The organism is Amycolatopsis sp. NPDC051071, assembly GCF_040682875.1.
Lineage (GTDB): Bacteria > Actinomycetota > Actinomycetes > Mycobacteriales > Pseudonocardiaceae > Amycolatopsis.
On sequence record NZ_JBFBBY010000012.1, the window covers coordinates 1 to 21,411 of the forward strand.

Annotated in this window: 19 protein-coding genes; 11 read left to right on the forward strand and 8 right to left on the reverse strand. The window is 68.8% G+C overall.

Features of this window, described 5'->3' with window-relative positions; all coding sequences use genetic code 11:
- The first annotated feature begins 228 nt into the window (after positions 1 to 228).
- The 4 genes from AB0M65_RS06310 (at position 229) to AB0M65_RS06325 (ending at position 3,299) form a co-directional block, all read left to right on the forward strand.
- Positions 229 to 1,113: an arginase family protein gene (locus AB0M65_RS06310; protein ID WP_364022291.1), complete on the forward strand. Its 885-nt coding sequence runs from the start codon at positions 229 to 231 to the stop codon at positions 1,111 to 1,113.
- Positions 1,110 to 1,799, forward strand: a complete 690-nt coding sequence (locus tag AB0M65_RS06315; RefSeq protein WP_364022294.1) for a dienelactone hydrolase family protein — start codon at positions 1,110 to 1,112, stop codon at positions 1,797 to 1,799. The genes AB0M65_RS06310 and AB0M65_RS06315 overlap by 4 nt, the downstream gene beginning before the upstream one ends.
- 234 nt (positions 1,800 to 2,033) lie before the next feature.
- Positions 2,034 to 2,831, forward strand: coding sequence for a PIG-L family deacetylase (locus AB0M65_RS06320; RefSeq protein ID WP_364022297.1), 798 nt, complete (start codon positions 2,034 to 2,036; stop codon positions 2,829 to 2,831).
- Between the two features lie 9 nt (positions 2,832 to 2,840).
- Positions 2,841 to 3,299: a YfbM family protein gene (locus tag AB0M65_RS06325; RefSeq protein ID WP_364022300.1), complete on the forward strand. Its 459-nt coding sequence runs from the start codon at positions 2,841 to 2,843 to the stop codon at positions 3,297 to 3,299.
- Positions 3,300 to 3,356: 57 nt separating this feature from the next.
- On the opposite strand, the gene AB0M65_RS06330 is transcribed toward AB0M65_RS06325, so the two are convergent.
- Positions 3,357 to 3,755, reverse strand: a complete 399-nt coding sequence (locus AB0M65_RS06330) for a RidA family protein (protein WP_364022303.1) — start codon at positions 3,753 to 3,755, stop codon at positions 3,357 to 3,359.
- A gap of 57 nt (positions 3,756 to 3,812) precedes the next feature.
- Here AB0M65_RS06330 and mtnA point away from each other — a divergent pair, with 57 nt between their 5' ends.
- Positions 3,813 to 4,775, forward strand: coding sequence for an S-methyl-5-thioribose-1-phosphate isomerase (mtnA, locus tag AB0M65_RS06335; protein ID WP_364022306.1), 963 nt, complete (start codon positions 3,813 to 3,815; stop codon positions 4,773 to 4,775).
- Here the strand turns inward: mtnA and AB0M65_RS06340 are convergent.
- From AB0M65_RS06340 to AB0M65_RS06350, 3 genes are all read right to left on the reverse strand, one after another.
- A complete protein-coding gene (locus tag AB0M65_RS06340) occupies positions 4,772 to 5,977 on the reverse strand; it encodes a GNAT family N-acetyltransferase (protein WP_364022309.1) in 1,206 nt (401 codons plus the stop codon). The genes mtnA and AB0M65_RS06340 overlap by 4 nt on opposite strands.
- 68 nt (positions 5,978 to 6,045) lie before the next feature.
- On the reverse strand, positions 6,046 to 6,261 hold the full coding sequence (locus AB0M65_RS06345; RefSeq protein ID WP_364022312.1) for a ferredoxin: 216 nt from the start codon (positions 6,259 to 6,261) through the stop codon (positions 6,046 to 6,048).
- A 2-nt stretch (positions 6,262 to 6,263) separates the two neighbouring features.
- Positions 6,264 to 7,454 (reverse strand): cytochrome P450, encoded by a 1,191-nt coding sequence (locus tag AB0M65_RS06350; protein ID WP_364022315.1) that lies wholly within the window; start codon positions 7,452 to 7,454, stop codon positions 6,264 to 6,266.
- Between the two features lie 112 nt (positions 7,455 to 7,566).
- Between AB0M65_RS06350 and AB0M65_RS06355 the strand changes: the two genes are divergently transcribed.
- Positions 7,567 to 8,133: a TetR family transcriptional regulator gene (locus AB0M65_RS06355; RefSeq protein WP_364022318.1), complete on the forward strand. Its 567-nt coding sequence runs from the start codon at positions 7,567 to 7,569 to the stop codon at positions 8,131 to 8,133.
- Between the two features lie 60 nt (positions 8,134 to 8,193).
- Positions 8,194 to 8,544: a hypothetical protein gene (locus AB0M65_RS06360; protein ID WP_364022321.1), complete on the forward strand. Its 351-nt coding sequence runs from the start codon at positions 8,194 to 8,196 to the stop codon at positions 8,542 to 8,544.
- On the opposite strand, the gene AB0M65_RS06365 is transcribed toward AB0M65_RS06360, so the two are convergent.
- The 3 genes from AB0M65_RS06365 to AB0M65_RS06375 form a co-directional block, all read right to left on the reverse strand.
- The gene (locus AB0M65_RS06365; RefSeq protein WP_364022324.1) at positions 8,471 to 9,727 is read right to left on the reverse strand and encodes a cytochrome P450; all 1,257 of its coding nucleotides are present in this window, start codon (positions 9,725 to 9,727) and stop codon (positions 8,471 to 8,473) included. The genes AB0M65_RS06360 and AB0M65_RS06365 overlap by 74 nt on opposite strands.
- Positions 9,728 to 9,965: 238 nt before the next feature.
- Positions 9,966 to 12,734: an FAD-binding and (Fe-S)-binding domain-containing protein gene (locus tag AB0M65_RS06370; protein WP_364022327.1), complete on the reverse strand. Its 2,769-nt coding sequence runs from the start codon at positions 12,732 to 12,734 to the stop codon at positions 9,966 to 9,968.
- Between the two features lie 78 nt (positions 12,735 to 12,812).
- A complete protein-coding gene (locus tag AB0M65_RS06375; protein WP_364022330.1) occupies positions 12,813 to 12,986 on the reverse strand; it encodes a hypothetical protein in 174 nt (57 codons plus the stop codon).
- A 198-nt stretch (positions 12,987 to 13,184) separates the two neighbouring features.
- Between AB0M65_RS06375 and AB0M65_RS06380 the strand changes: the two genes are divergently transcribed.
- Positions 13,185 to 13,460: a hypothetical protein gene (locus AB0M65_RS06380; RefSeq protein WP_364022333.1), complete on the forward strand. Its 276-nt coding sequence runs from the start codon at positions 13,185 to 13,187 to the stop codon at positions 13,458 to 13,460.
- A gap of 41 nt (positions 13,461 to 13,501) precedes the next feature.
- On the forward strand, positions 13,502 to 14,068 hold the full coding sequence (locus AB0M65_RS06385; protein WP_364022336.1) for a GNAT family N-acetyltransferase: 567 nt from the start codon (positions 13,502 to 13,504) through the stop codon (positions 14,066 to 14,068).
- Between the two features lie 116 nt (positions 14,069 to 14,184).
- Here the strand turns inward: AB0M65_RS06385 and AB0M65_RS06390 are convergent, their stop codons facing one another.
- Positions 14,185 to 14,814 (reverse strand): YigZ family protein, encoded by a 630-nt coding sequence (locus AB0M65_RS06390; RefSeq protein WP_364022339.1) that lies wholly within the window; start codon positions 14,812 to 14,814, stop codon positions 14,185 to 14,187.
- A 551-nt stretch (positions 14,815 to 15,365) separates the two neighbouring features.
- Between AB0M65_RS06390 and gltB the strand changes: the two genes are divergently transcribed.
- Positions 15,366 to 19,907: a glutamate synthase large subunit gene (gene gltB / locus AB0M65_RS06395; RefSeq protein ID WP_364022342.1), complete on the forward strand. Its 4,542-nt coding sequence runs from the start codon at positions 15,366 to 15,368 to the stop codon at positions 19,905 to 19,907.
- Positions 19,900 to 21,351: a glutamate synthase subunit beta gene (locus AB0M65_RS06400; RefSeq protein ID WP_364022345.1), complete on the forward strand. Its 1,452-nt coding sequence runs from the start codon at positions 19,900 to 19,902 to the stop codon at positions 21,349 to 21,351. Before gltB ends, AB0M65_RS06400 begins: the two co-directional genes overlap by 8 nt.
- The last annotated feature ends 60 nt before the right edge of the window (positions 21,352 to 21,411 follow it).

Consider the following 21,411-nt stretch of genomic DNA (forward strand, 5'->3'; position numbering starts at 1 on the left):
GTGTGTGTCGGTGTGTGTCGGTTTGTTTCTTGTGGGGTCCCCATAGGACACTTTTCGTCCTATGGGGACCCCTCATGACACTTGGCGACGGGTCAGGGTCAGGGTCAGGGTCAGGGGGAGCCCGGCAGCGCGCCGTCAAGATGAGCCTTCGCCCACAGTGAGCCTTCGCCCGACCCGACCCGAAGGGATTGACTGCGCGACACCAGGCGTCACTACTACGGTGGGGGCATGGGGAATCTCGTGCTGCTCGACGCACCGTCGAACCTCGGCCTGCGCCCACCCGCCGAAGGGGTGGTTCCTGGCTGCTACAAGGCGCCGGGTGCGCTGCGTGACCATGGTCTGCTCACGCGGCTGGGCGCGACCGACGGCGGAGTGGTCACTCCGCCGCGTTATCTGCCCGACTGGTCGCCCGAAAGCGGTGCCCGCAACGCCGCCGGTATCGCCGGCTACACGGCGGCGCTCGCCGGACGGCTCGCGAAGATCCGTGCGGACGGTGGTTTCCCGGTCGTGCTCGGCGGCGACTGCTCGATCGCGCTCGCCGCGATGCTCACCCTTCGCCGCGAAGGGCGCTACGGGATCGTCTACTTCGACGGTCACGACGACTTCCGGCATCTCGGCAACTCGGGCCACGTCGCTTCCGTCGGCGGTGAGGCACTGGCCGTCGTGACCGGCAGGGGCGCTCCGGAACTGGCCGATGTGGACGGACTTTCGCCGTACGTCCGTGACGAGGACGTCCTCGTTCTGGGCGTGCGTGAGGAAGAATCCGCCGAAGCGCGCGAAGCCGGCCTTCGCACGATCACCAGCCAGCGGATCATGGCCGACGGGACGGACGGCGCCCTCGCCGCCGCACGCGAGGTTTTCGCGCCACTGGACGGTTTCTGGGTCCACGTCGACATCGACACCCTCGATCCGGAGTTCGTGTCCGCTGTGGACAGTCCCGATCCCGGCGGGCTCAGTCCGGACGTGCTCGTCGACCTCCTGCGCGGACTGGTCGCGATCCCCGGCGCGGCCGGGCTGGAACTGACCATTTTCGATCCCGACCTCGACCCCGACGGTACGCAAGCCGCGCTGGTGGCGGAGTGCCTCGTGCGTGCGCTGGAAGGAAAACGATGACCAAGGTGACCGTCGCCGACGGCGCGTTCGAAGCCCCGCTCTGGCTGCCCGAAGCCGGCACCGGCCCTGGCCTGGTGCTGATCCAGGAGATCTTCGGCCTCGACGACTACCTCAAATCGGTCGCCGCCGACCTGGCCGCGCTCGGCTACGTCGTCGCGGTGCCCGAACTGTTCTGGCGCACCGCACCCGGCTGGTCGGCCACCCACGACGAAGCGGGGATTTCGGCGTCGATGGAGGTCGCCGGGAAACTCGACCCGGCACGCGCGGTCGGCGACGTCCTCGCGACCTTGGCGATGCTGCGCTCCCTGCCCGGAACCGGTGGCCGCGCGGGTGTCTTCGGCTTTTGCCTCGGCGGCTCGATGGCCTACGCGGCCGCCGCCGACGGCGACCCGGACGTCGCCGTTTCGTACTACGGCTCGACCGTGCCGGGGCAGCTCCCGTTGCTGGACAAGATCACCTGCCCCATCCAGTTCCAGTTCGGCGGGGCCGATCCGTACATCCCGGTGGAGGGAGTGCGGAAGCTGGCCGACGCGGTGGCTTCCCACGACGGTGCGGAAATCACCATTCACGACGGCGCCGGGCACGCGTTCCACAACCATGTCGCGCCGATGTTCCACCAGCCCGAGCCCGCCGCCGCGGCTTGGGCACTGACACTGGAGTTCCTGGGGCGAACCTTCCCGGCTTGAGTGGCCATGGACCGCTCAGGCGACTGAAGGCGGGCCGCTCACTCGGACGGCTCGTTCACCACCGGGTCACCGAGCCCAGCGCGGCGGAGAACTCCTCGAACGCCAGCAGCCGGGAAGCGACCTCCCGATCCTCCTGGCCACCCACCACGCCGGAACCTCCACAACGACCACCCGGATGCTCGCGGGCTCGGCGCGCACCGGAATATGTCGGTGCCTCCGGGTAGTTTCCCCACCATGGCCACATTGGTAAGTTTTCACGCCCATCCCGACGACGAGTGCATCGTCGCGGGCGGCGTCATGCGTAAGGCCTTCGAGGAAGGTCACCGTGTCGTGCTCGTCGTCGCGACCAGGGGTGAGGTCGGCGAGGTGCCGGACGGGTTCCTCGACGACGGAGAGGAGTTGTGGCAGCGCCGCGTCCAGGAGACGCACGCTTCGGCGGAGGTGCTGGGGGCCAAGCGCGTGGAGTTCCTGGGGTACACCGATTCCGGCATGATGGGCGAGCCGCGCAACGACGTGCCGGGCACGTTCTGGCAGGCCGACGTCGAGGAGGCCGCGCAGCGCCTGGCGACGATCCTGCGTGAGGAGCAGGCCGACGTCCTGACCGTGTACGACGACAACGGCGGTTACGGGCATCCGGACCACATCCAGGTGCACCGTGTCGGGATGCGCGCGGCCGAACTGGCCGGGACACCGCGGGTCTACGAGGCCACCAGCAACAGTGACGAAATGCGCCGCGGGATGGAAGAAGCCGTGCGGACCGGGCAGATCAAGGCCGAGGACCTCCCCGATTTCGACGAGGGCGGCGCGGAGTTCGGCAAGCCGGAAGCGGTGCTGACGGCACGGGTCGACGTCGCCGCGTACCTGCCGCAGAAGCGGGCCGCGATGCGTGCGCACGCCAGTCAGATCAGCGAGGACTCGTTCTTCCTCGCGATGCCCGACGAGGGTTTCGCGCAGGCGTTCGGCGTCGAGTGGTTCATCCGCGCGGGTCAGGGGCCGGGTATCACCGAGACCGACATCATGGCGGGGCTGTAGCCGATGGGGATGTGCGGTACGTACCTACAGGTCACGTCCGAGGAACTGCGTGAGCTGATCGAGAAGCCCGATCGGTACTGGGAGTACGCCGAGAAGGCCCAGGGCACCGAGCGGGCGGCGGATATCGACAAGGCGTGGCACGCGCTGTGGTACCTGACCGGGAAGGCCGGGTTCGAGGTCGATTTCGTGCTGGGCGGGACGCTGCTGGAGGAAGCCGACAGCGATGGGCCGCCGCGGTACTTCACCGCCGCCGAAGTACAGACTGTCTCGGCAGCGCTGTCGAAGACCGGGTTCGACCAGCTTTCGAGCGGCGTCGAACTCGCGGAACTCGACACCAACGAGATCTACCCGCGGCTCTGGGACGGCCCCGAAGCACTGGACTATTTGCGGGGCAACTACGAGGACCTGGTGACCTTCTTCGCGGGCGCCGCGAAGGCCGATGCCCCGGTGATCACCATCATCACCTGACCACCCCGCGATCCGGCACCGGCCAGGACACGGCCCGGCGCCGGATCGCGGCGAGGATCAGGCCGTGGCGGCGGTGACGTCGAGTTCGACGAGCTGTCCGGGGTAGCCGAGCCGCGCGACGCCGAGCAGGGTGCTCGCGGTCGTGAAGGCCGCCCCGATCTCCGACTCGACGAACCGGTCCCATACCGCCGAAAGCACGTCGGCGTCCGGCGTCACCACGTAGATCACCGTGCGCACGACGTCGGCCGGGGTCGCCTTGGCGAAAGCGAGCGCGGCGGCGGTGTTCGCGACGACCTGGTCGACCTGGGCGAGCACGTCACCCTCGACGACCTTGCCGTCTTCGGCGAGCGGGCACTGGCCGGCGAGGTGGACGTCGCGGCGTCCCTCGACGATGGTCACGTGGTGGTAGGTGGGCGTGGGATGCAGACCGGGCGGATGGTGGCGTTCAATGGTCACGAACCGCATCCTCATCGAACCGGCCGAGACCGGACAACTGGATTTCCCGGGGGAACCATGCGCAGAACGATCGACTGGACCGGCGACGCGGTCGCGATCATCGACCAGACCGCGCTGCCCGCCGAGTACCGCGTGCTCGAACTGCGGACGGTCGGCGAACTGGTCGACGCCATCCGGAAACTCGCGGTCCGCGGCGCCCCGGCACTCGGCGCGGCCGGTGCGCTCGGGGTGGTGCTCGCGTCCCGTGCGGGAGGCGACGTCGAGGCCGAGGCGGAACGGGTCGCGAAGGCCCGGCCGACCGCGGTCAACCTGAGCTGGGGCGTCTCCCGCGCACTCGCGAAGCTTCCGGAGGGGCCGGACGCCGTTCTCGCCGAAGCGCTGGAGATTCTCGACGAGGACGAGCGCATCAACCACGAAGCTTCCCGGCTGGCCGCCGAAGTGGTGCTCGAACACTGCGAGCGGCGGCCGTTGCGGCTGCTCAGCCACTGCAACGCCGGACGCCTCGCGACGGTCGCCTGGGGCAGCGCGCTCGGCGTCGTCTGGCATCTGCACACCCGAGGCCTGGTCGAGTCCGTCCTGGTCGACGAGACCCGGCCGCTGCTGCAGGGTGCGCGCCTGACCGCTTGGGAACTGGCCGAAGCCGGTGTCCCGTACCGGATCCAGCCCGACGGCGCGGCCGCCGCGGCGATGGCGCGCGGCCTGGTGGACGCCGTGCTCGTCGGCGCCGACCGGATCGCCGCCAACGGCGACGTCGCCAACAAGATCGGCACCTACGGGCTGGCGATCGCGGCCAAGCACCACGGGATCCCGTTCGTGGTCGTCGCCCCTTCGTCCACTGTGGACAGCGCGATGCCGGACGGCGCCGGGATCGTGATCGAGGAACGCGATCCCGGCGAGATCCTGAACTTCGGTGGCCGGAGGGTGGCACCCGAAGGCGCGGAGGTGTTCAACCCGGCCTTCGACGTGACGCCGAACGCCCTGATCACCGCCGTGGTGACCGAACAGGGCATCCTCCGCTAGAAGGATTCCAGGCAGGACGGCTCACGGTCGGTGGCGAACGCCGCCGTCGCCCGCGACACCGCACCGGCCGTCCGCTGCCGGATCCGCCCGGCCGCGGCCAGCGTGCTCGGCCGGGTCCCGCCGAGGAAGATCGCGCCGAGGTCGATCACGTCCAGTTCGAGATCGGGCGCGTCCTCCACCCGGGTGACAGCGGCGTTGCCGTCGGCGTCGGTGACGAGCCGCCAGTTCCCCGCGTTCCACGGGCAGAACGCGTCCTCGACACCGAACACCAACTCCACCGCGGCGCTGTAGCGGCGGGTCTTCAGCGCGCGGTCGACGTCGACCAGCCGGACCCACAGGGAGTCACCGGCGGAGCGGGAGATCTTGCGGGGATCGGCCAGCAGGTGGATGAGCGGCTCGTCGAGGGCGGCGAACGCCTCGATGGTCGCGATCAGGTCGTAGTCGAGCAGAAAGCGGTACAGCGTCGCGTACGCCTCCGGCGTGGTCGCGACCAGTTCCAGCAGGTTCAGCGTCCCGCGCGGGCCTTCCTCGTGCCAGTCGCTCCGGACGCGATAGATCGCGTACCCGTCCGGCAGGATGGCGAACTTGAGCGCGGTCGCGCCGTGACGCCGGTACTCCGGATCGTCGAGGATGAACTCCCACGCGGACGCGGGCCGGTCGAGCGCGCCGACCCGCAGTGGCGCTTCCTTCTCGTAGATCGCCTTGATCAGCGGGATCGCCTGCTCGCGCGGAACCTCGCGCACGCGCTCGGCTTCGAGTTCGACGCCGGGCCGGTATGCCGCCTTCGCCTGGACCTTCGCCCGGTAGAACTGCGCCGCGAGGCCGTAGCCGAAGCGGGGGTAGATGACCGATTCGGACGCCCACAACGCGGCGATCGGCTCGCCGCCGTCCTCGTGCAGGCCATGCAACTGCGCCCGCATGACGCGGGTGAGCGCGCCCCGCCTGCGATGCCCGGGAGCGACGCCGACCGACGTCACCGCGCCGAACGGCGTCTGCCCTGCTCCGGGAACGGTGATCTTGCGGGTGAGCAGTTCCCCCGTCCCGATCAACTCGTCGCCGTCGAAGACGCCGTGTGAACGGTCGGGCTCGAACACCAGCTCTTCGCGGTGCTTCAGCCCATCCGTGGGATCGCTGAGGAACGCACTCGCGAGCAACTCCGCGAACGCGGGCAGGTCGTCGGTGGTCAGGGTACGGAGGGTCAAGCTGTCATCGCTCACCCCGCCGTATTACGCCCCTCGGCCGACGACCGCCACGCATTAACGGGCGGAAATCAGGGCCGAGGCCCGATCACCTCACCCATTTCCTTGACCTCGATCGCCATCGCCGGGCAGGAATCCGCCGCGTCGAGCACGATCTCGTCCGGCGTCACCTCACCCGTCAAGACGGTCGCCGTGGCACCTTCGAGTTCGAAAACCCCCGGCACCAGCGAAGCGCACATCCCCGAGCCGATGCATGTTCCTCCATCGACCTCGACATTCCAGCTCATCGTCACCATCCGATCGGCATTGAGCGGGGCCCCCGCACCAGCATCTGCGTCTTCCACACGATATCGCCGTCGAGGCGCAGTCCGGGGAGATCTCGCAGCAATGCCCGCAACGCCTCCTGCAATTCCAGCCTGGCCAGCGGCGCACCGAGGCAGTGGTGCACGCCGTGGCCGAAACCGAGGTGGGGATTGGCCTCCCGGCCGAATTCGAGGCTTTCGGCCGTCGTGAACTGGAGCGCGTCCCGGTTGGCGGCACCGATCGCGACCATCACCGGCTCGCCTTCCTTCACCAGCACGTCACCCACCTGGATGTCTTCGCTGGCGTAGCGGGCGAACCCGGCGCCGGCACCCAAGGGGATGAACCGCAGCAGTTCCTCCACCGCGGCCGGGATGAGGTCCAGGTTCGCACGCAGGCGCGCCAGCTGCTCGGGCTGTTCGAGCAGCGCGTAGACGAAGTTGGGGATCTGGCTCGCGGTGGTCTCGTGCCCGGCGATCAGGATGCCGATGCACATGTCGACCAGTTCCAGCTCGCTCAGCCTGTCCCGGACGTCACGCGCCTCGATCAACGCGGTCATCAAGTCGTCCTGTGGCTGGGCGCGGTGCTCTTCGACGAGCCCGTGCATGTACGCGCGCAGTTCCTCCTGGTTGGCCATCATCTGTTCGGTGGTCAGCGGGCTGGTCGACAGTGCGGCGTCGCTCCAGACACGGAACTTCGGCCTGTCCTCGACGGGCACGCCGAGCAGTTCGCAGATGACCGCGACCGGGATCGGCAGCGCGTAGTCCTCGACCAGGTCGGCGGGCTGCCCGGCGGCCTTCATGTCCTCGATGAGGCCGGCCGCCAGATCCGCGACCCTCGGCCGCAGCAGTTCGACGCGGCGCATGGTGAACGCCTTCGCGACCAGTGTGCGAAGCCGGGTGTGGTCGGGCGGGTCCATGCTCAGTATCCCGCCGGGGCGCCTGCCCGGCGCCATCCGCGGCTCGTCCTTGTCCACCGACATCGCGCGGGAGAACCGGCGGTCGCCCAGCACGAAGCGCGCGTCGGCGTACCGGGTGGCGAGCCAGGCGGGCTCACCATGCGGAAGACGTACACGGATCATGCCCTCGGCGTCGCGGGCGGCGGCGTAGGCCTCGTTGAGGTCGAGACCCGCGTCTTCGTTGAAGGGATAGGCGACGGGTTCGGTGTGAGTGGTGGTCATTTGTCCGGAAACCCCCCGGGTGGCAGTTTGTAAGCAACTGCTTACAACGCTAGCCACCATCACGGAAAGCGTCAATGCGCCTACCGTGCGACATCCGGCTAGCCTGTCCCTGATGATGGAAGAACCGCAGGTCCGCAAGCGCGACGCGGCCGCCACCAAGGCCGCCCTGCTCGACGCGGCGGCGGTCCTGTTCGGTGAGCGCGGCTTCGATCGCACGACCGTGCGTGACATCGCGAAACTCGCCGGCGCCAACCAAGCCCTGCTGTTCCGCTACTTCGGTTCGAAGGACGCGCTCTTCGAGGAAGTCCTGGCACGCGGCGGGCGCGAGCAGATCGCCAGCACGCCGCCGGGTGAACTGCTCGGGACGGCGTTGCGCGGCATGCTGGAATCCGACACCCGCCGCGACCGCACCCTCGACGCCTACCTGCGCTCGACCGGGCACGACAGCGCCGCGACCGCGGTCCGGCGGCAACTCGGCGAGGAATACGCGAAGGTACTGGCGACGCTCACCGACGCGGGCGACGCCGACCTGCGGGCCGACCTGATCCTGGCCTGGCTGCTCGGGATCGGCCTCGTCCGCGAGATCACCGGCAAGGAACCCCTTGCCAGCGCGGATCCCGACGACGTCTGCCGCCTCGTGCTCGGCGCGGCGCGGACGCTGCTGGAGCGCAGCGGTTAAGCGGTCGCCGCCCCCGAAGCCGAGTTCAAAGCACTGACCAGGCAAGGCCTGCTCCCGGCGGTGACCTCACTGACCGGGTCGCTCGGCCTCGGCGAGGTCGTCCCGTTCACCGAGGGCTCGCTCCACGACGGCGAACGCCTCCGGCTGGCCGGTCTTTTCGACTTCGAACCGGCCATGCGCGGCGCGGCCGAGTACGACTTCGTCGCCGTCGGGCTGTTCGTTTCGGGTGGGGACAAGGACTTCCTGCGGCGGCTCCTCTCCGGATACGGCGTCACGCCGGACGAGGAGTTCTCACGACGCTGTCTGGCGTACGCGCTTTTGCACGTCTACAGCAACTTCACCTGGTATCTGAGGGTGCTCCCGGCGCCGGAGGAACCGACGCTGGAGAGCCTCGCCCGCGCTTGGTGGTAGCCCACGTCACCGGCACGGCTTCCGGGCCGCGAATCGAAAGCGGCGGGCGCCATACGATCTCCGCGTGCGGGACGGCGACGTCCAGTCCGGGAAGCCCGTCGAGCAGGGTCCGCAACGCGATCTCCCCTTCGAGCCGGGCGAGTGCCGCGCCGAGGCAGAAGTGGACGCCGTGCCCGAAGCCGAGTTGCGGCGCGTTGCGGCGCCGGATGTCGAACCGCGAAGCGCCGGGGAACGCGGTCTCGTCCCGGTTCGCCGCCCCGGTGTGCGCGAGCACGGCCTCACCGCGCCGGACCAGGACACCACCGAGTTCGACGTCCTCCAGCGCGACGCGGAGAAGCGACGCGTCGGCCGGTCCGTCGTAACGCATGATCTCCTCGACCGCACCCGCCGTCAGCCCGGGATCCGTGCGCAATGCGGCGAACTGCTCCGGATTCCGGGAAAGCAGCACGATCCCGGTGGCGATCAGGCTGACCGTGGTCTCGTGCCCGGCCAGCAGAAGCTGCGTGGCCAGATCGATCAGCTCGGGTTCGGTGAGCCTGTCGCCGTCTTCGTCACGGGCGTGGACGAGGGCGCTCAAGAGGTCCTCGCCAGGGGTCTTCCGCTTGACGGCGACGAGGGCCGCCATGTCGTCCGCCCCGTCGCGGCGTGCCTGAGCGACCTCTTCGGGAGTGTGCGAGACCGGCGTGACGATGACCCGCGACCATTGCTTGAACCGTTCCCGGCCACTGAAAGGGACACCGAGGATTTCGCACATGACCGCCGTCGGCAGCGGGAAGGCGAACATCTCGACGAGGTCCACGGGCGGCCCGTGCTCGGCCATCGCCCACGACAATCCGTCGGCGATCTCCTGGATCCGCGGCCGCAGCCCGGCGATCCGCCGGACGGTGAACGCCTGCGCCGACAGTTTCCGCAGCCGCGTGTGGTCCGGCGGGTCCATGTTCAGAATGCTGTGGTCACCGGTGGAGAAATCCCCCGGCTCGATGAGGCACGGCGCGCCGGGGCCGAGCAGGTCGCGTGAGAACCGCGCGTCCGAGAACACCAGGCGGACGTCCTCGTACCGGGTCACCAGCCAGCCTTCGCAGCCGCTCGGGAAAACCACCCGCGACATCGGCGGATACTCGGCGTAGATCGCGCCCACCGGGGTCGCGGCGTACCTCTTGGCCGCGGGATACGTAGCTGTCATGGGCCGATGATGAGCGGTGGGCCGCACCGCCGGAAGGCTCCGGCGGTGCGGCCCACCGAAGAGCCGAAGATCCTTCTCACCGCGTGATAATCCCGCGCGGGGAAGCCCGCACCGGGCTCGAAGGCAGCCGGACGCCGTAGGGCGATCTCGACGAGTTGCCGCGGCGTGTAGGTCGCGTACTCACTCAGCGCCTCGGGATCCTCCGTGTGGTTGGCGACGCCGCCGGTCCGGAAAGGCTCTAGCGAGGAAGCGCTCGCCGGAGCAGTTCCGCCAGATGCAGTGCCCGGCGTCCGTCGAGTTGCTCGATTTGTGTCCGGCAGCTGAACCCGTCCGCGACCACTTCGGTGCCGTCGGCCGCGGCGCGGATCGCGGGTAGCATCCGGTCCTCGGCGCAGGCGACGGAAACGTCGTAGTGCCCCCGTTCGAAGCCGAAGTTGCCGGCCAGTCCACAGCAGCCGGAGTCCATTGTGGAATTACGGACACCCGCGGCCCGCAGCGCGGCCTCGTCGGCGCCGAAGCCGAGGACGGCGTGCTGATGACAATGGACCTGGCTGAGTGCTTCGACGTCCAGTGAACGGAACTCGAGCGGCGAGTCCTCGATGAGTTCGGCGAACGTCCTGGTCTGCTCGGACAGGAGTTTCGCGATCGGGTCGTCCGGCAGCAGCGCCGGAAGGTCGCCGCGGAAGAGGGCCGTGCAACTCGGTTCGAGCCCGGCCACCCGGTAGCCTGCCCGCAAATACGGTTCGAGTACGGAAACCGTGTGGCGCAACACCTTCTTCGCGACGTCGAGTTGCCCGGTGGAGATCAAGGTGAGCCCGCAGCACACGCCGCGATCGGGCAGGACGACGTCGTACCCGGCGGCGGTGAGCACTTCGGCCGCGGCGTCGAGGACGTCCGGGGTGAGGTAGTTGTTGAAGGAGTCCGGCCACAGCACCACCGGCCGGGCGCCGGTCGCCCACCGGCGGAGATCCTCGCGGCGGCGGGTGAACGGCGTCCGCGCGAACGTCGGCAGTTCCCGTTCCGGCGCGATCCCGCCGAGACGTTTCAGCAGACCGGACAACCGCCGCGACATCGTGTTCGCCAGCCGTGGCGCCAGAGCCGCCGCGCGGAACCAGAGCGGAAGCCAGCCCATCGAGTAGTGCGATGCCGGGCGCAGCCGTCCCTTGTGGTGCTGATGCAGGAATTCCGCCTTGTAGGTCGCCATGTCGACATCGACCGGGCAGTCGGACAAGCACCCCTTGCACGACAGGCAGAGATCCAGCGCCTCCGCGACCTCTTCCGAACGCCAGCCATCGGTGATCAGTTCGCCGTTCACCATCTCGGCGAGCAGATGCGCGCGTCCCCGTGTCGAGTGTTTCTCCTCGCGGGTGACGCGGTAACTCGGGCACATCACGCCGGGACCGGTGGTGTCGCGGCATTTCCCGACGCCGACACAGCGTCGCATCGCCTGCCCGAAGCTGCCCTCGTCCTCCGGGTACGCGAGCGCGGTGACATCTTCGAGTTCCAGTGGCGCGCGCCGGACACGCAGATCGGCGTCGACCGGCCTCGGGTTGACGAGGATGCCGGGGTTCATCATCCCCGCCGGGTCGAAGATCCCCTTGAACCGCTCGAAAAGCGCGAGGATCTCGCGGCTGTACATCCGGGGCAGGAGCTCCGAGCGCGCCTGGCCGTCGCCGTGTTCGCCGGACAGCGAGCCACCGTGCGCGGCGACCAGGTCCGCCGACTCTTCCAGGAACGACCGGAAACCGGCGATCCCTCGCGGGGAAAGGAGATCGAAGTCGAGGCGCAAATGGAGGCAGCCCTCGCCGTAGTGACCGTAGACGACACTTTTGCGGCCGTGTTTTCGCATGAGTTCCTTGAACTCATGCAAGTAGGCACCCAGCCGCGCGGGTGGGACGGCGGCGTCCTCCCAGCCGGGCCAGGCTTCCTCGCCACCGGCCAGCCGGGTCGCGAGACCGGCGCCCTCCTCCCGGACGCGCCACAGCCGCTTTTGCGCGGCCGCGTCGTCGAGCAGCGCGGACCCGGTCAGCGCGCCACCCAGCTCGGCGATCAACGCCCGCGCCTTCTCGGGGTCGGCCATCTCGACGAACAGCCAGGCACCACCCGGCGGCAAACCGTCGGCACGGCCGGGTTCGAGCAGCGCGACGAGGTCCGCGTCGACGCCTTCGACGGTCAGCGGCGACCAGGGCAGGATCGCCGGAACGGCGTCGGCCGCGGCGATGTCGGATGCGAAGCCGAGCACCGCGAGCACCTTGCGTTTCGGCTGCTCAGCCAGCGAGACTGTCGCTTCGAGCACCGTCACGCAGGTGCCCTCGCTGCCGACGAGAGCCTTGGCGACGTCGAAACCGTTCTCCGGCAGCAGGTGTTCCAGCCCGTAACCGGACACCCGCCTGCTGAAGGTGGACAGTTCGGTACGCAGTAAGGCCAGGTTGTCCCGGACGAGCGCGCGCAACTCCGAGAAGACCCGGCCCTCGGTGCCGGGCAAGGCCGCACGGGCGTCCACTTCGGACGGTGTGGTCGGCCCGACGGTGAACCGGGTGCCGTCGTAGAGCAGCACGTCCAGCTCGCGGACGACGTCGACAGTGCGGCCGTAAGCCACCGAATGCGACCCGCAGGCGTTGTTGCCGATCATCCCGCCGATCGTGCACCGCGAATGCGTCGACGGGTCGGGGCCGAACCGGAGCCCGTGCGGCGCGGCGAGCGCCTGGAGGTCGTCGAGGACGGTCCCGGGTGCCACCCGCGCCGTCCGCGACACCGGGTCGAGGTCGAGCACGCCGCCGAGGTGCCGTGACGTGTCGATCACGACGCCCGGCCCGCAGGAGTTGCCGGCGACACTGGTGCCGCCACCGCGGACGATCACCGGAAGCCCCGCCTCCCGGCAGGCGGCGACGGCCTCGATCACCTCGTCGACGCTCCGCGGCAGTACAACGCCCTGAGGGACGTGCCGGTAGTTGGAGGCATCGGTCGTGTACAGCGCCAGTGTCGCGGCGTCCGCCAGGATCTCCACGGGTCCATTCAAGACAATGCGGGCCTCGGACGCATAGTGGCACCCTCTCCGGTCGGGTATGTCCCGAAGCTGCCTCCTCTAGGTGAGCTGGTTGTTGGCCGGGCCGACGACGAGAGGTGCGTTGACCTCGGCGCCATGGCCGAGCACCCCGCCGACGGCCGCCGGGATCAGGACGTCGATCAGCTCCACTCCTTCTTGGTGGATCGGTTGTCGAAGCGGAAAGAAATCGCCGGATTCGGCGAGTTCGATCATTTTCCGGCATCTGCGCAAGACCGAGCCGTCACCCCTGCCGCTACGAATATCAGGTGACAACCCCTAGGTCTTCACCCTTGAATACACGACACACCACCCCTAAGTTCGCCCGAAATCCGGGACTTCGCACCGGAGAAGACGGAAACTGTCGGGGGTATGGGTTTCACTGTTCAGAGCGGAACAGAAAGGAGGCGCGCCATGGACGTTCGGACAGAGCTGAACCATCGTGAGCGGGCCACCCTGAGAGCCGTGGCCGATGGCCACGCCGAAATCAGCTGCAGCTGCGAGCCGGACCTGTTCGTCGACGGTCTCGCCTGCTGCGACCAGCACACCGCGCACCGCCTGGCCCACCTCGGCCTGGTGGCACCCGCCCGGGGCGGGCAGTGGGGCGAACGCGTCCCCGCCCTGCTCACCGAGGCCGGAGCGCGGGCCTTGGGGGGCACGCTCGCCACACCAGGGCTGGCCGCCGCCTAAAAGCGTTTGCCGGGGTGCGGCGGGGGCGCCACGATCGGCTGATGCGCGTGTTCCTGGAGACCGAGCGGCTCCTGCTGCGGCAGTTCACCGAGGCCGACGTCGACGAGCTGTTCGCGCTCTACGACGATCCCGGCGTCATGCGGTTCCTCAATGGGGGCAAACCCGCCGACCGGGCGGAGATCATCGAACTCGACCTTCCCGCCTTTCTCGGTTACTACGAGCGCTTCCCCGGTTACGGGTTCTGGGCGGCAATCGAGAAATCCAGCGGGGCATTTCTGGGGTGGTTTCATTTCCGGCCTCTGCGTGGTCATCGGACGGATGACCCGGAGCTGGGCTATCGGCTGAATCGGTCGTCCTGGGGCAAGGGGTATGCGACCGAAGGTTCGCTCGCGCTCCTGGACAAGGGCTTCACCGAACTGGGGGCGCACCGGATCTGGGCGGCGACGATGGCGGTGAACCTGGGGTCGCGGCGGGTGATGGAGAAGATCGGGATGCGGCACGTCCGGACCTATCACCAGGAGTTCGACGACCCGATTCCCGGGACCGAGGAGGGCGAGGTCGAGTACGCCATCACGCTGGAGGAGTGGCAGGCTCGCTCGTCCGGGTGACGGGACCCGGAGCTCGCGTGTTCGCCCGCCAAGCACGCGAGTTCCGCCTCTGAGCACGCGAGTCCCGCCTCCAAGCACGCGAGTCCCGTGCTTGAGCACGCGAGTTCGGTGTCCGCTCACAGGGTAGGGAGCCAGGTCTCCCCGATCTCCTCGGCGAGGGCCTCACCGCCGGTCAGGTCGGCGAGCCAGGCGTGGAACGCGTCCCCCTGGTCCGGCGCGAGCCCGACGTCGAAGTGCGCGACGTCCTCGAAGCGCGTCGCGTGCAGCAGGTACGGCGACGAGCGGATGTCGTTCTCCAGCCGTCCGGCCCGGTCGTAGTCGACGACGACCTCCACCAGCCGCAACCGCCGGTACTCGCGGACCCCGATCACGTCGACGGCTTCGGAGACGGCCTGGCCGTACGCGCGGATCAGGCCGCCGGCGCCGAGCAGCACACCGCCGAAGTAGCGGGTCACCACCGCGACGGTGTCGGTCAGTTCGCGGCGGCGGAGTACCTCGAGCATCGGGGTGCCCGCCGTTCCCGCCGGCTCGCCGTCGTCACTCGAACGCTGTGCGCGGCCGTCGGCGCCGAGGACGAACGCGTGGCAGTGGTGCCGGGCCGCCGGATCGACCCTCTTCCGGGTGGCGATCACCGCACGGGCGGCGTCTTCCGAGGTCACCGGGGCGAGCGCGCAAAGGAAGCGCGAACGCCGGATTTCGATCTCGTGGACCCCGGTGCCCGCCACGGTGAGATAACGATCCGCCATCGGCCAAGCTTCTCAAACCGGGCGCACCGCTCTGCCGTTCGGGCGATTCGGTGGTCACGTCCGGTCACGGCGACAGCGGCGAAACCCACTCCAATGCGCGATCCAAGTCACACTAACGGGGGACGTGAACGACCGTTCACGCAGGTCAGCGCCGTGGTGCCCCACTCAGTGGACATGTCGTTCCAGCCAGTGGGCTGATGAGGTTTGAAGTCAACGCCGACGTGGCATTTCCCACCCCGACCAACCGACGTATGTCGATAACAGCGATTTCACACTATCGTCATAAGACCGGCGAACCCGGGAGTAACACCTGCGCCCCGCCTGCCACCCACCACAACGGCCTGGCGGCACGCGGCGCACTCGCAGTACCGATAAGCGCATCGGCCGCCCAGTGCAGTGCGGCTCTACGAGTCCTGCCCCCGTTTCGCGGGCAGGATCGTTCCCTCTCGACTGACCAATCGCGGTCCCGGACCACTCCGTTAACTGGTTCAGCTACGAACCACCCGAACGGAGTGGTACCGGTCGCGCCGACGCCTGGGAGGCGGCCAGCCGTGACCCCCCGTGCCAGCAACAAGGGCAGCAAGGCCCCCGAAGGCCTGTATGACCCGGAGTTCGAACATGACGCCTGTGGTGTCGCGTTCGTTGCCGACCTCTCCGGTAAACGCGATCACGGCATCGTCGCCAAAGCACTGATCGCGCTGCGGAACCTCGAACATCGCGGGGCCCGCGGCGCCGACCCGGAGACCGGCGACGGCGCCGGGATCCTGATCCAGGTGCCCGACGAGTTCTACCGTGACGTCGCCGGCTTCGAACTGCCCGAACCCGGCGAGTACGCCGTCGGCACGGCTTTCCTTCCCCAGGAAGAAAAGCCGCGCGGCCTGGCGATGACGACCATCGAGCGCATCGCCGCCGAAGAGGGCATGCGTGTGCTCGGCTGGCGGGATCTGCCCGTCCACACCGAACACGTCGGGACGGGCGCGGCCGAGACGATGCCGCATTTCAGCCAGCTGTTCCTGTCCGGTCGACAGGACGCGCTTTCCGGCCTGGCGCTGGAGCGCGCCGCGTTCGTGGTGCGCAAGCGCGCCGAGCACGAGCTGGTCGAGGACGACGTCTACTTCCCGAGCCTTTCGTCGCGTACGATCGTCTACAAAGGAATGCTCACCGAGCCGCAGGTCGGGAAGTTCTTCGCCGACCTCACCGACGAGCGGGTCACCAGTGCCATCGGCCTGGTGCACTCCCGCTTCTCCACCAACACGTTCCCGTCGTGGCCGCTGGCGCACCCATACCGGTACGTCGCCCACAACGGCGAGATCAACACCCTGCGTGGCAACCGGAACTGGATGGACGCACGCGAGGCGCTGCTCGAATCCGACCTGATCCCCGGTGACCTCAAGCGGATCTTCCCCGTCATCACCCGCGGCGCGAGCGACTCGGCGTCCTTCGACGAGGTGCTGGAGCTGCTCCACCTCGGCGGCCGGTCGCTGCCGCACGCGGTGCTGATGATGATCCCGGAGGCGTGGGAGAACCATCAGGAGATGGACCCGGCGCGCCGCGCGTTCTACGAGTTCCACTCGACGCTGATGGAGCCGTGGGACGGTCCCGCGCTGGTTTCCTTCACCGACGGCACCCAGATCGGCGCGGTGCTCGACCGCAACGGCCTGCGCCCCGCCCGGTACTGGGTGACCGAAGACGGCCTCGTCGTCCTCGCCAGCGAGGTCGGCGTGCTGGAGCTGGACCAGGCCACGATCGTCCGGAAGGGACGGTTGGAACCGGGCCGCATGTTCCTCGTGGACACTGAGGCAGGCAGGATCGTCGAGGACGAGGAGATCAAGAACGAGCTCGCCACCGAGCACCCGTACGACGAATGGGTCGAGGACGGGCTGCTCCCCCTCGAAGGACTTCCCGGGCGCGAGCGTGAGATCCCGCCGCACGCCGCCCTCGTACGCCGTCAGCAGGCTTTCGGCTACACCGAGGAAGAACTCGACGTCCTGCTCGAACCGATGGCCCGCACCGGCGCGGAGCCGATCGGCTCGATGGGCAACGACTCCCCCATCGCGTCGCTGTCGAGCCGCCCGCGGCTGCTCTTCGACTACTTCATCCAGCTCTTCGCCCAGGTGACCAACCCGCCGCTGGACGCGATCCGCGAAGAGCTGGTCACCGCGCTCGGCACCCAGCTCGGCGCGCAGCCGAACCTGCTGGAGGCCGACGCGAAGTCGTGCCGCCGGATCGTGCTGCCGTTCCCGGTGCTCGACAACGACGAGTTCGCGAAGCTGGTGCACGCCAACGACGACGGCGACCTGCCCGAGTTCCAGTCGGTCTCCGTGCAGGGCACCTACGACGTCCACGGCGGCGGCGAGGCGCTCGTGCGGCGGCTCGACGAGATCCGCGCCGAGGTGTCCGCGGCCATCGCCGAGGGCGCGCGGCTGATCGTGCTGTCCGACCGCGGGATCGACGAGGACCACGCCGGTATCCCGTCGCTGCTGCTCACCGGCGCGGTGCACCATCACCTGGTGCGTGAGAAGACCCGTACGCAGGTCGGCCTCATCGTCGAGGCAGGCGACGCGCGCGAGGTCCACCACATCGCGCTGCTGATCGGCTACGGCGTCGCCGCGGTGAACCCGTACCTGGCGATGGCGACCGTCGAGGAGATGGCCGACCATGGCCTGATCGCCGGTGCCACCGCCAAGCAGGCGACCGCGAACCTGATCAAGGCGCTGGGCAAGGGCGTCCGCAAGACGATGTCGAAAATGGGAGTGTCCACAGTGGCCTCTTACACCGGCGCGCAGATCTTCGAAGCGGTCGGGCTCGGTGCCGACGTCATCGAGAACTGCTTCACCGGCACCACTTCCCGCCTCGGCGGCGTCGGCTTCGACACGCTCGCGCTGGAGGTCGCCGAACGGCACCGTCGCGCGTTCCCCGCCGACGGGTTCCGCGCGAACCACCGCGAGCTGGAGACCGGCGCGGACTACCAGTGGCGCCGCGACGGCGAGCCGCATTTGTTCAACCCGCAGACGGTGTTCAAGCTGCAGCACTCCACTCGCGCCGGGAAGTACGACGTCTTCAAGGAGTACACGCGGGCCGTCGACGACCAGGCGCAGAAGCTGTACACACTGCGCGGGCTGTTCGACTTCAAGTTCGGCACGCGGCCCCCGGTGCCGGTCGAGGAGGTCGAGCCGGTCTCCGAGATCGTCAAGCGGTTCGCCACCGGCGCGATCTCCTACGGGTCGATTTCGGCGGAGATGCACGAAACGCTGGCCATCGCGATGAACCGCCTCGGCGGCAAGTCGAACACCGGTGAGGGCGGCGAGGATCCGGACCGGCTGTACGACCCCGAGCGCCGCAGCGCGGTGAAGCAGGTCGCGAGTGGCCGGTTCGGTGTCACCAGCGAGTACCTGGTCAACGCCGACGACATCCAGATCAAGATGGCGCAGGGCGCGAAGCCCGGCGAGGGTGGCCAGCTGCCCGGCGCGAAGGTGTACCCGTGGATCGCGAAGACGCGGCATTCCACGCCGGGGGTCGGGCTCATCTCGCCGCCGCCGCATCACGACATCTACTCGATCGAGGATCTGGCGCAGCTGATCCACGACCTCAAGAACGCCAACCCGGCCGCGCGTATCCACGTGAAGCTCGTGTCCGAGGTCGGCGTCGGCACGGTCGCGGCCGGCGTTTCCAAGGCACACGCGGACGTCGTGCTCATCTCCGGGCACGACGGCGGCACCGGCGCTTCGCCGCTTTCGTCCATCAAGCACGCGGGTGGCCCGTGGGAACTCGGGCTCGCCGAGACGCAGCAGACGTTGCTGGTCAACCGGTTGCGCGACCGGATCGTGGTGCAGACCGACGGCCAGCTCAAAACCGGCCGCGACGTCGTCATCGCCGCGCTGCTCGGTGCCGAGGAGTTCGGTTTCGCGACCGCCCCGCTGGTGGTTTCCGGCTGCATCATGATGCGTGTCTGCCACCTGGACACCTGTCCGGTCGGCGTCGCGACGCAGAACCCCAAACTGCGTGAGCGGTTCAGCGGCAAGGCCGAGTACGTGGTGAACTTCTTCGAGTTCATCGCGCAGGAGGTCCGGGAGTACCTGGCGGAGCTGGGTTTCCGGTCCATCGCCGAGGCCGTCGGGCATGCCGAGATGCTCGACAAGCGCAAGGCGATCGACCACTGGAAGGCCGCCGGGCTCGACCTGTCGCCGATCTTCCACGTACCCGACATGGCCCCGGCCGGTCTGCGTCACCAGCAGACGGTGCAGGACCACGGGCTGGAGAAGGCACTCGACAACACGCTGATCCAGCTGGCCGAGGGCGCGCTGTCGTCCGGGGACAAGGTGCGGCTGGAACTGCCGGTGCGCAACGTGAACCGGACCGTCGGCACCATGCTCGGCCACGAGCTCACCAAACGGTGGGGCGGCGACGGCCTGCCGGACAACACGATCGACGTCACCTTCACCGGCACCGCGGGTCAGTCGTTCGGCGCGTTCGTGCCGAAGGGCATCACCCTGCGGCTCTACGGCGACGGCAACGACTACGTCGGCAAGGGCCTGTCCGGCGGACGGCTCATCGTGCGGCCGCCCGAGGTGGCGCGGTACAACGCCGAAGAGCACATCATCGCGGGCAACGTGATCGGCTACGGCGCGACCAGTGGCGAGATCTTCATCCGCGGCAAGGTCGGCGAGCGGTTCTGCGTGCGCAACTCGGGTGCGCTGGCCGTGGTCGAAGGCGTGGGCGACCACGGTTGCGAGTACATGACCGGCGGCCGGGTGATCGTGCTCGGCAGTGTCGGCCGCAACTTCGCGGCGGGGATGTCGGGTGGCATCGCCTACGTGTTCGATCTGCCCGCGCACCGGGCGAACCCGGAGATGGTCGACATCGACCCGCTGGATTCGGCCGACGCGGACTTCCTGCGCGAGACGCTCGAAAAGCATTACGACGAAACGGAATCCGCGGTCGCGCGTGCGCTGCTCGCCGATTGGGACGCCGCCGTCGACCGGTTCGGCAAGGTCATGCCGAAGGACTACAAGCGTGTGCTCGCGGCGCAGGCCAAGGCCGAACGTGACGGGCGTGACGTGAACGAGGCGATCATGGAGGCCGCACATGGCTGACCCCAAGGGCTTTCTGACCACCACGCGCGAGACGCCGAAAAGCCGTCCCGTCGACCTGCGCCTGATGGACTGGCGTGAGGTGTACGAGGACTTCGCGACGTCGAAACTGCAGAAGCAGGCCGGGCGCTGCATGGACTGCGGCATCCCGTTCTGCCACCAGGGCTGCCCGCTCGGGAACCTCATCCCCGAATGGAACACCCTGACCTGGCGCGATGACTGGCGTGAAGCGGCCGACCGGCTGCACGCGACCAACAATTTCCCGGAGTTCACCGGGACCCTTTGCCCGGCGCCGTGTGAGACAGCGTGTGTGCTCGGGATCAACGACGATCCCGTGACCATCAAGCGGGTCGAAATCTCGATCATCGACCGGGCCTTCGAGGAAGGCTGGGTCACGCCGCAGGAGCCGGTCGCGCGTACCGGCAAGAAGGTGGCGGTGGTCGGATCCGGGCCGTCGGGACTCGCCGCGGCGCAGCAGCTCACGCGCGCGGGCCACAACGTCGTGGTCTTCGAGCGAGCCGACAAGATCGGCGGGCTGCTGCGCTACGGCATCCCCGAATTCAAGATGGAGAAGCACCGTCTCGACCGCCGTCTGGACCAGATGCGCGCGGAAGGCACGGAATTCCGGACGTCGGTGAATGTCGGCGTCGACCTCACCGTCGAGGAACTCCGGTCGTCGTACGACGCCGTGGTCCTCGCCGGTGGCGCGACGGCGTGGCGCGACCTGCCGATCGAGGGCCGTGAGCACCAAGGCATTCATCAGGCGATGGAGTTCCTGCCGCCGGCCAACCGCGTCGCGGCCGGCGAGCTGGACGTCTCGCCGATCAGCGCCGAGGGCCTCGACGTCGTCGTCATCGGCGGTGGCGACACCGGCGCGGACTGCGTCGGCACCTCGCACCGCCAGGGCGCGAAGTCGGTGACGCAGCTGGAGATCATGCCGAAACCCGCCCTTTCGCGGTCGGACGCGCATCCCTGGCCGACGTATCCGATGATCTACCGCGTCACTTCCGCGCATGAAGAGGGCGGAGAGCGGCTCTACTCGGTCAACACCCAGGAGTTCGCGGCCGACGCCGACGGGCGCGTGCGTGCGCTGAAGCTGGTCGAGGTGCGCAGCGAAGGCGGCAAGTTCGTCCCGGTGCCCGGAACGGAACGCGAACTCCCCGCGCAGCTGGTGCTGCTCGCGATGGGCTTCGTCGGCCCGGAGCGGGAAGGCCTGCTGGAGGCACTCGACGTCGAGCTGGACCAGCGCGGCAACGTGGCCCGCGACAAGTCGTTCAAGACCAGCGTCGACAACGTGTTCGTGGCGGGTGACATGGGCCGGGGCCAGTCGCTCATCGTCTGGGCGATCGCCGAAGGCCGCTCCGCGGCGGCCGGGGTGGACGCCTTTCTCACCGGGCGCGACGTCCTGCCCGCTCCCATCGCCCCGACGGACCGGCCCCTCTCCTAGCCCTCCCCGCGTTTAGTCCTCTACTTGCGGTAGTTGCACGTGCATCTACCGCAAGTAGAG

Excerpts from the sequence above, each read along its gene's own strand:
- AB0M65_RS06320 (WP_364022297.1), top strand. The coding sequence starts at position 2,034 with ATGGCCACATTGGTAAGTTTTCACGCCCATCCCGACGACGAGTGCATC.
- AB0M65_RS06355 (WP_364022318.1), top strand. The coding sequence starts at position 7,567 with ATGATGGAAGAACCGCAGGTCCGCAAGCGCGACGCGGCCGCCACCAAG.
- AB0M65_RS06345 (WP_364022312.1), bottom strand. The coding sequence starts at position 6,261 with ATGAGCTGGAATGTCGAGGTCGATGGAGGAACATGCATCGGCTCGGGG.
- AB0M65_RS06310 (WP_364022291.1), top strand. The coding sequence starts at position 229 with ATGGGGAATCTCGTGCTGCTCGACGCACCGTCGAACCTCGGCCTGCGC.
- AB0M65_RS06390 (WP_364022339.1), bottom strand. The coding sequence starts at position 14,814 with ATGGCGGATCGTTATCTCACCGTGGCGGGCACCGGGGTCCACGAGATC.
- AB0M65_RS06385 (WP_364022336.1), top strand. The coding sequence starts at position 13,502 with ATGCGCGTGTTCCTGGAGACCGAGCGGCTCCTGCTGCGGCAGTTCACC.
- AB0M65_RS06400 (WP_364022345.1), top strand. The coding sequence starts at position 19,900 with ATGGCTGACCCCAAGGGCTTTCTGACCACCACGCGCGAGACGCCGAAA.
- AB0M65_RS06350 (WP_364022315.1), bottom strand. The coding sequence starts at position 7,454 with ATGACCACCACTCACACCGAACCCGTCGCCTATCCCTTCAACGAAGAC.
- AB0M65_RS06315 (WP_364022294.1), top strand. The coding sequence starts at position 1,110 with ATGACCAAGGTGACCGTCGCCGACGGCGCGTTCGAAGCCCCGCTCTGG.
- AB0M65_RS06380 (WP_364022333.1), top strand. The coding sequence starts at position 13,185 with ATGGACGTTCGGACAGAGCTGAACCATCGTGAGCGGGCCACCCTGAGA.
- AB0M65_RS06375 (WP_364022330.1), bottom strand. The coding sequence starts at position 12,986 with ATGATCGAACTCGCCGAATCCGGCGATTTCTTTCCGCTTCGACAACCG.
- AB0M65_RS06325 (WP_364022300.1), top strand. The coding sequence starts at position 2,841 with ATGTGCGGTACGTACCTACAGGTCACGTCCGAGGAACTGCGTGAGCTG.
- AB0M65_RS06365 (WP_364022324.1), bottom strand. The coding sequence starts at position 9,727 with ATGACAGCTACGTATCCCGCGGCCAAGAGGTACGCCGCGACCCCGGTG.
- mtnA (WP_364022306.1), top strand. The coding sequence starts at position 3,813 with ATGCGCAGAACGATCGACTGGACCGGCGACGCGGTCGCGATCATCGAC.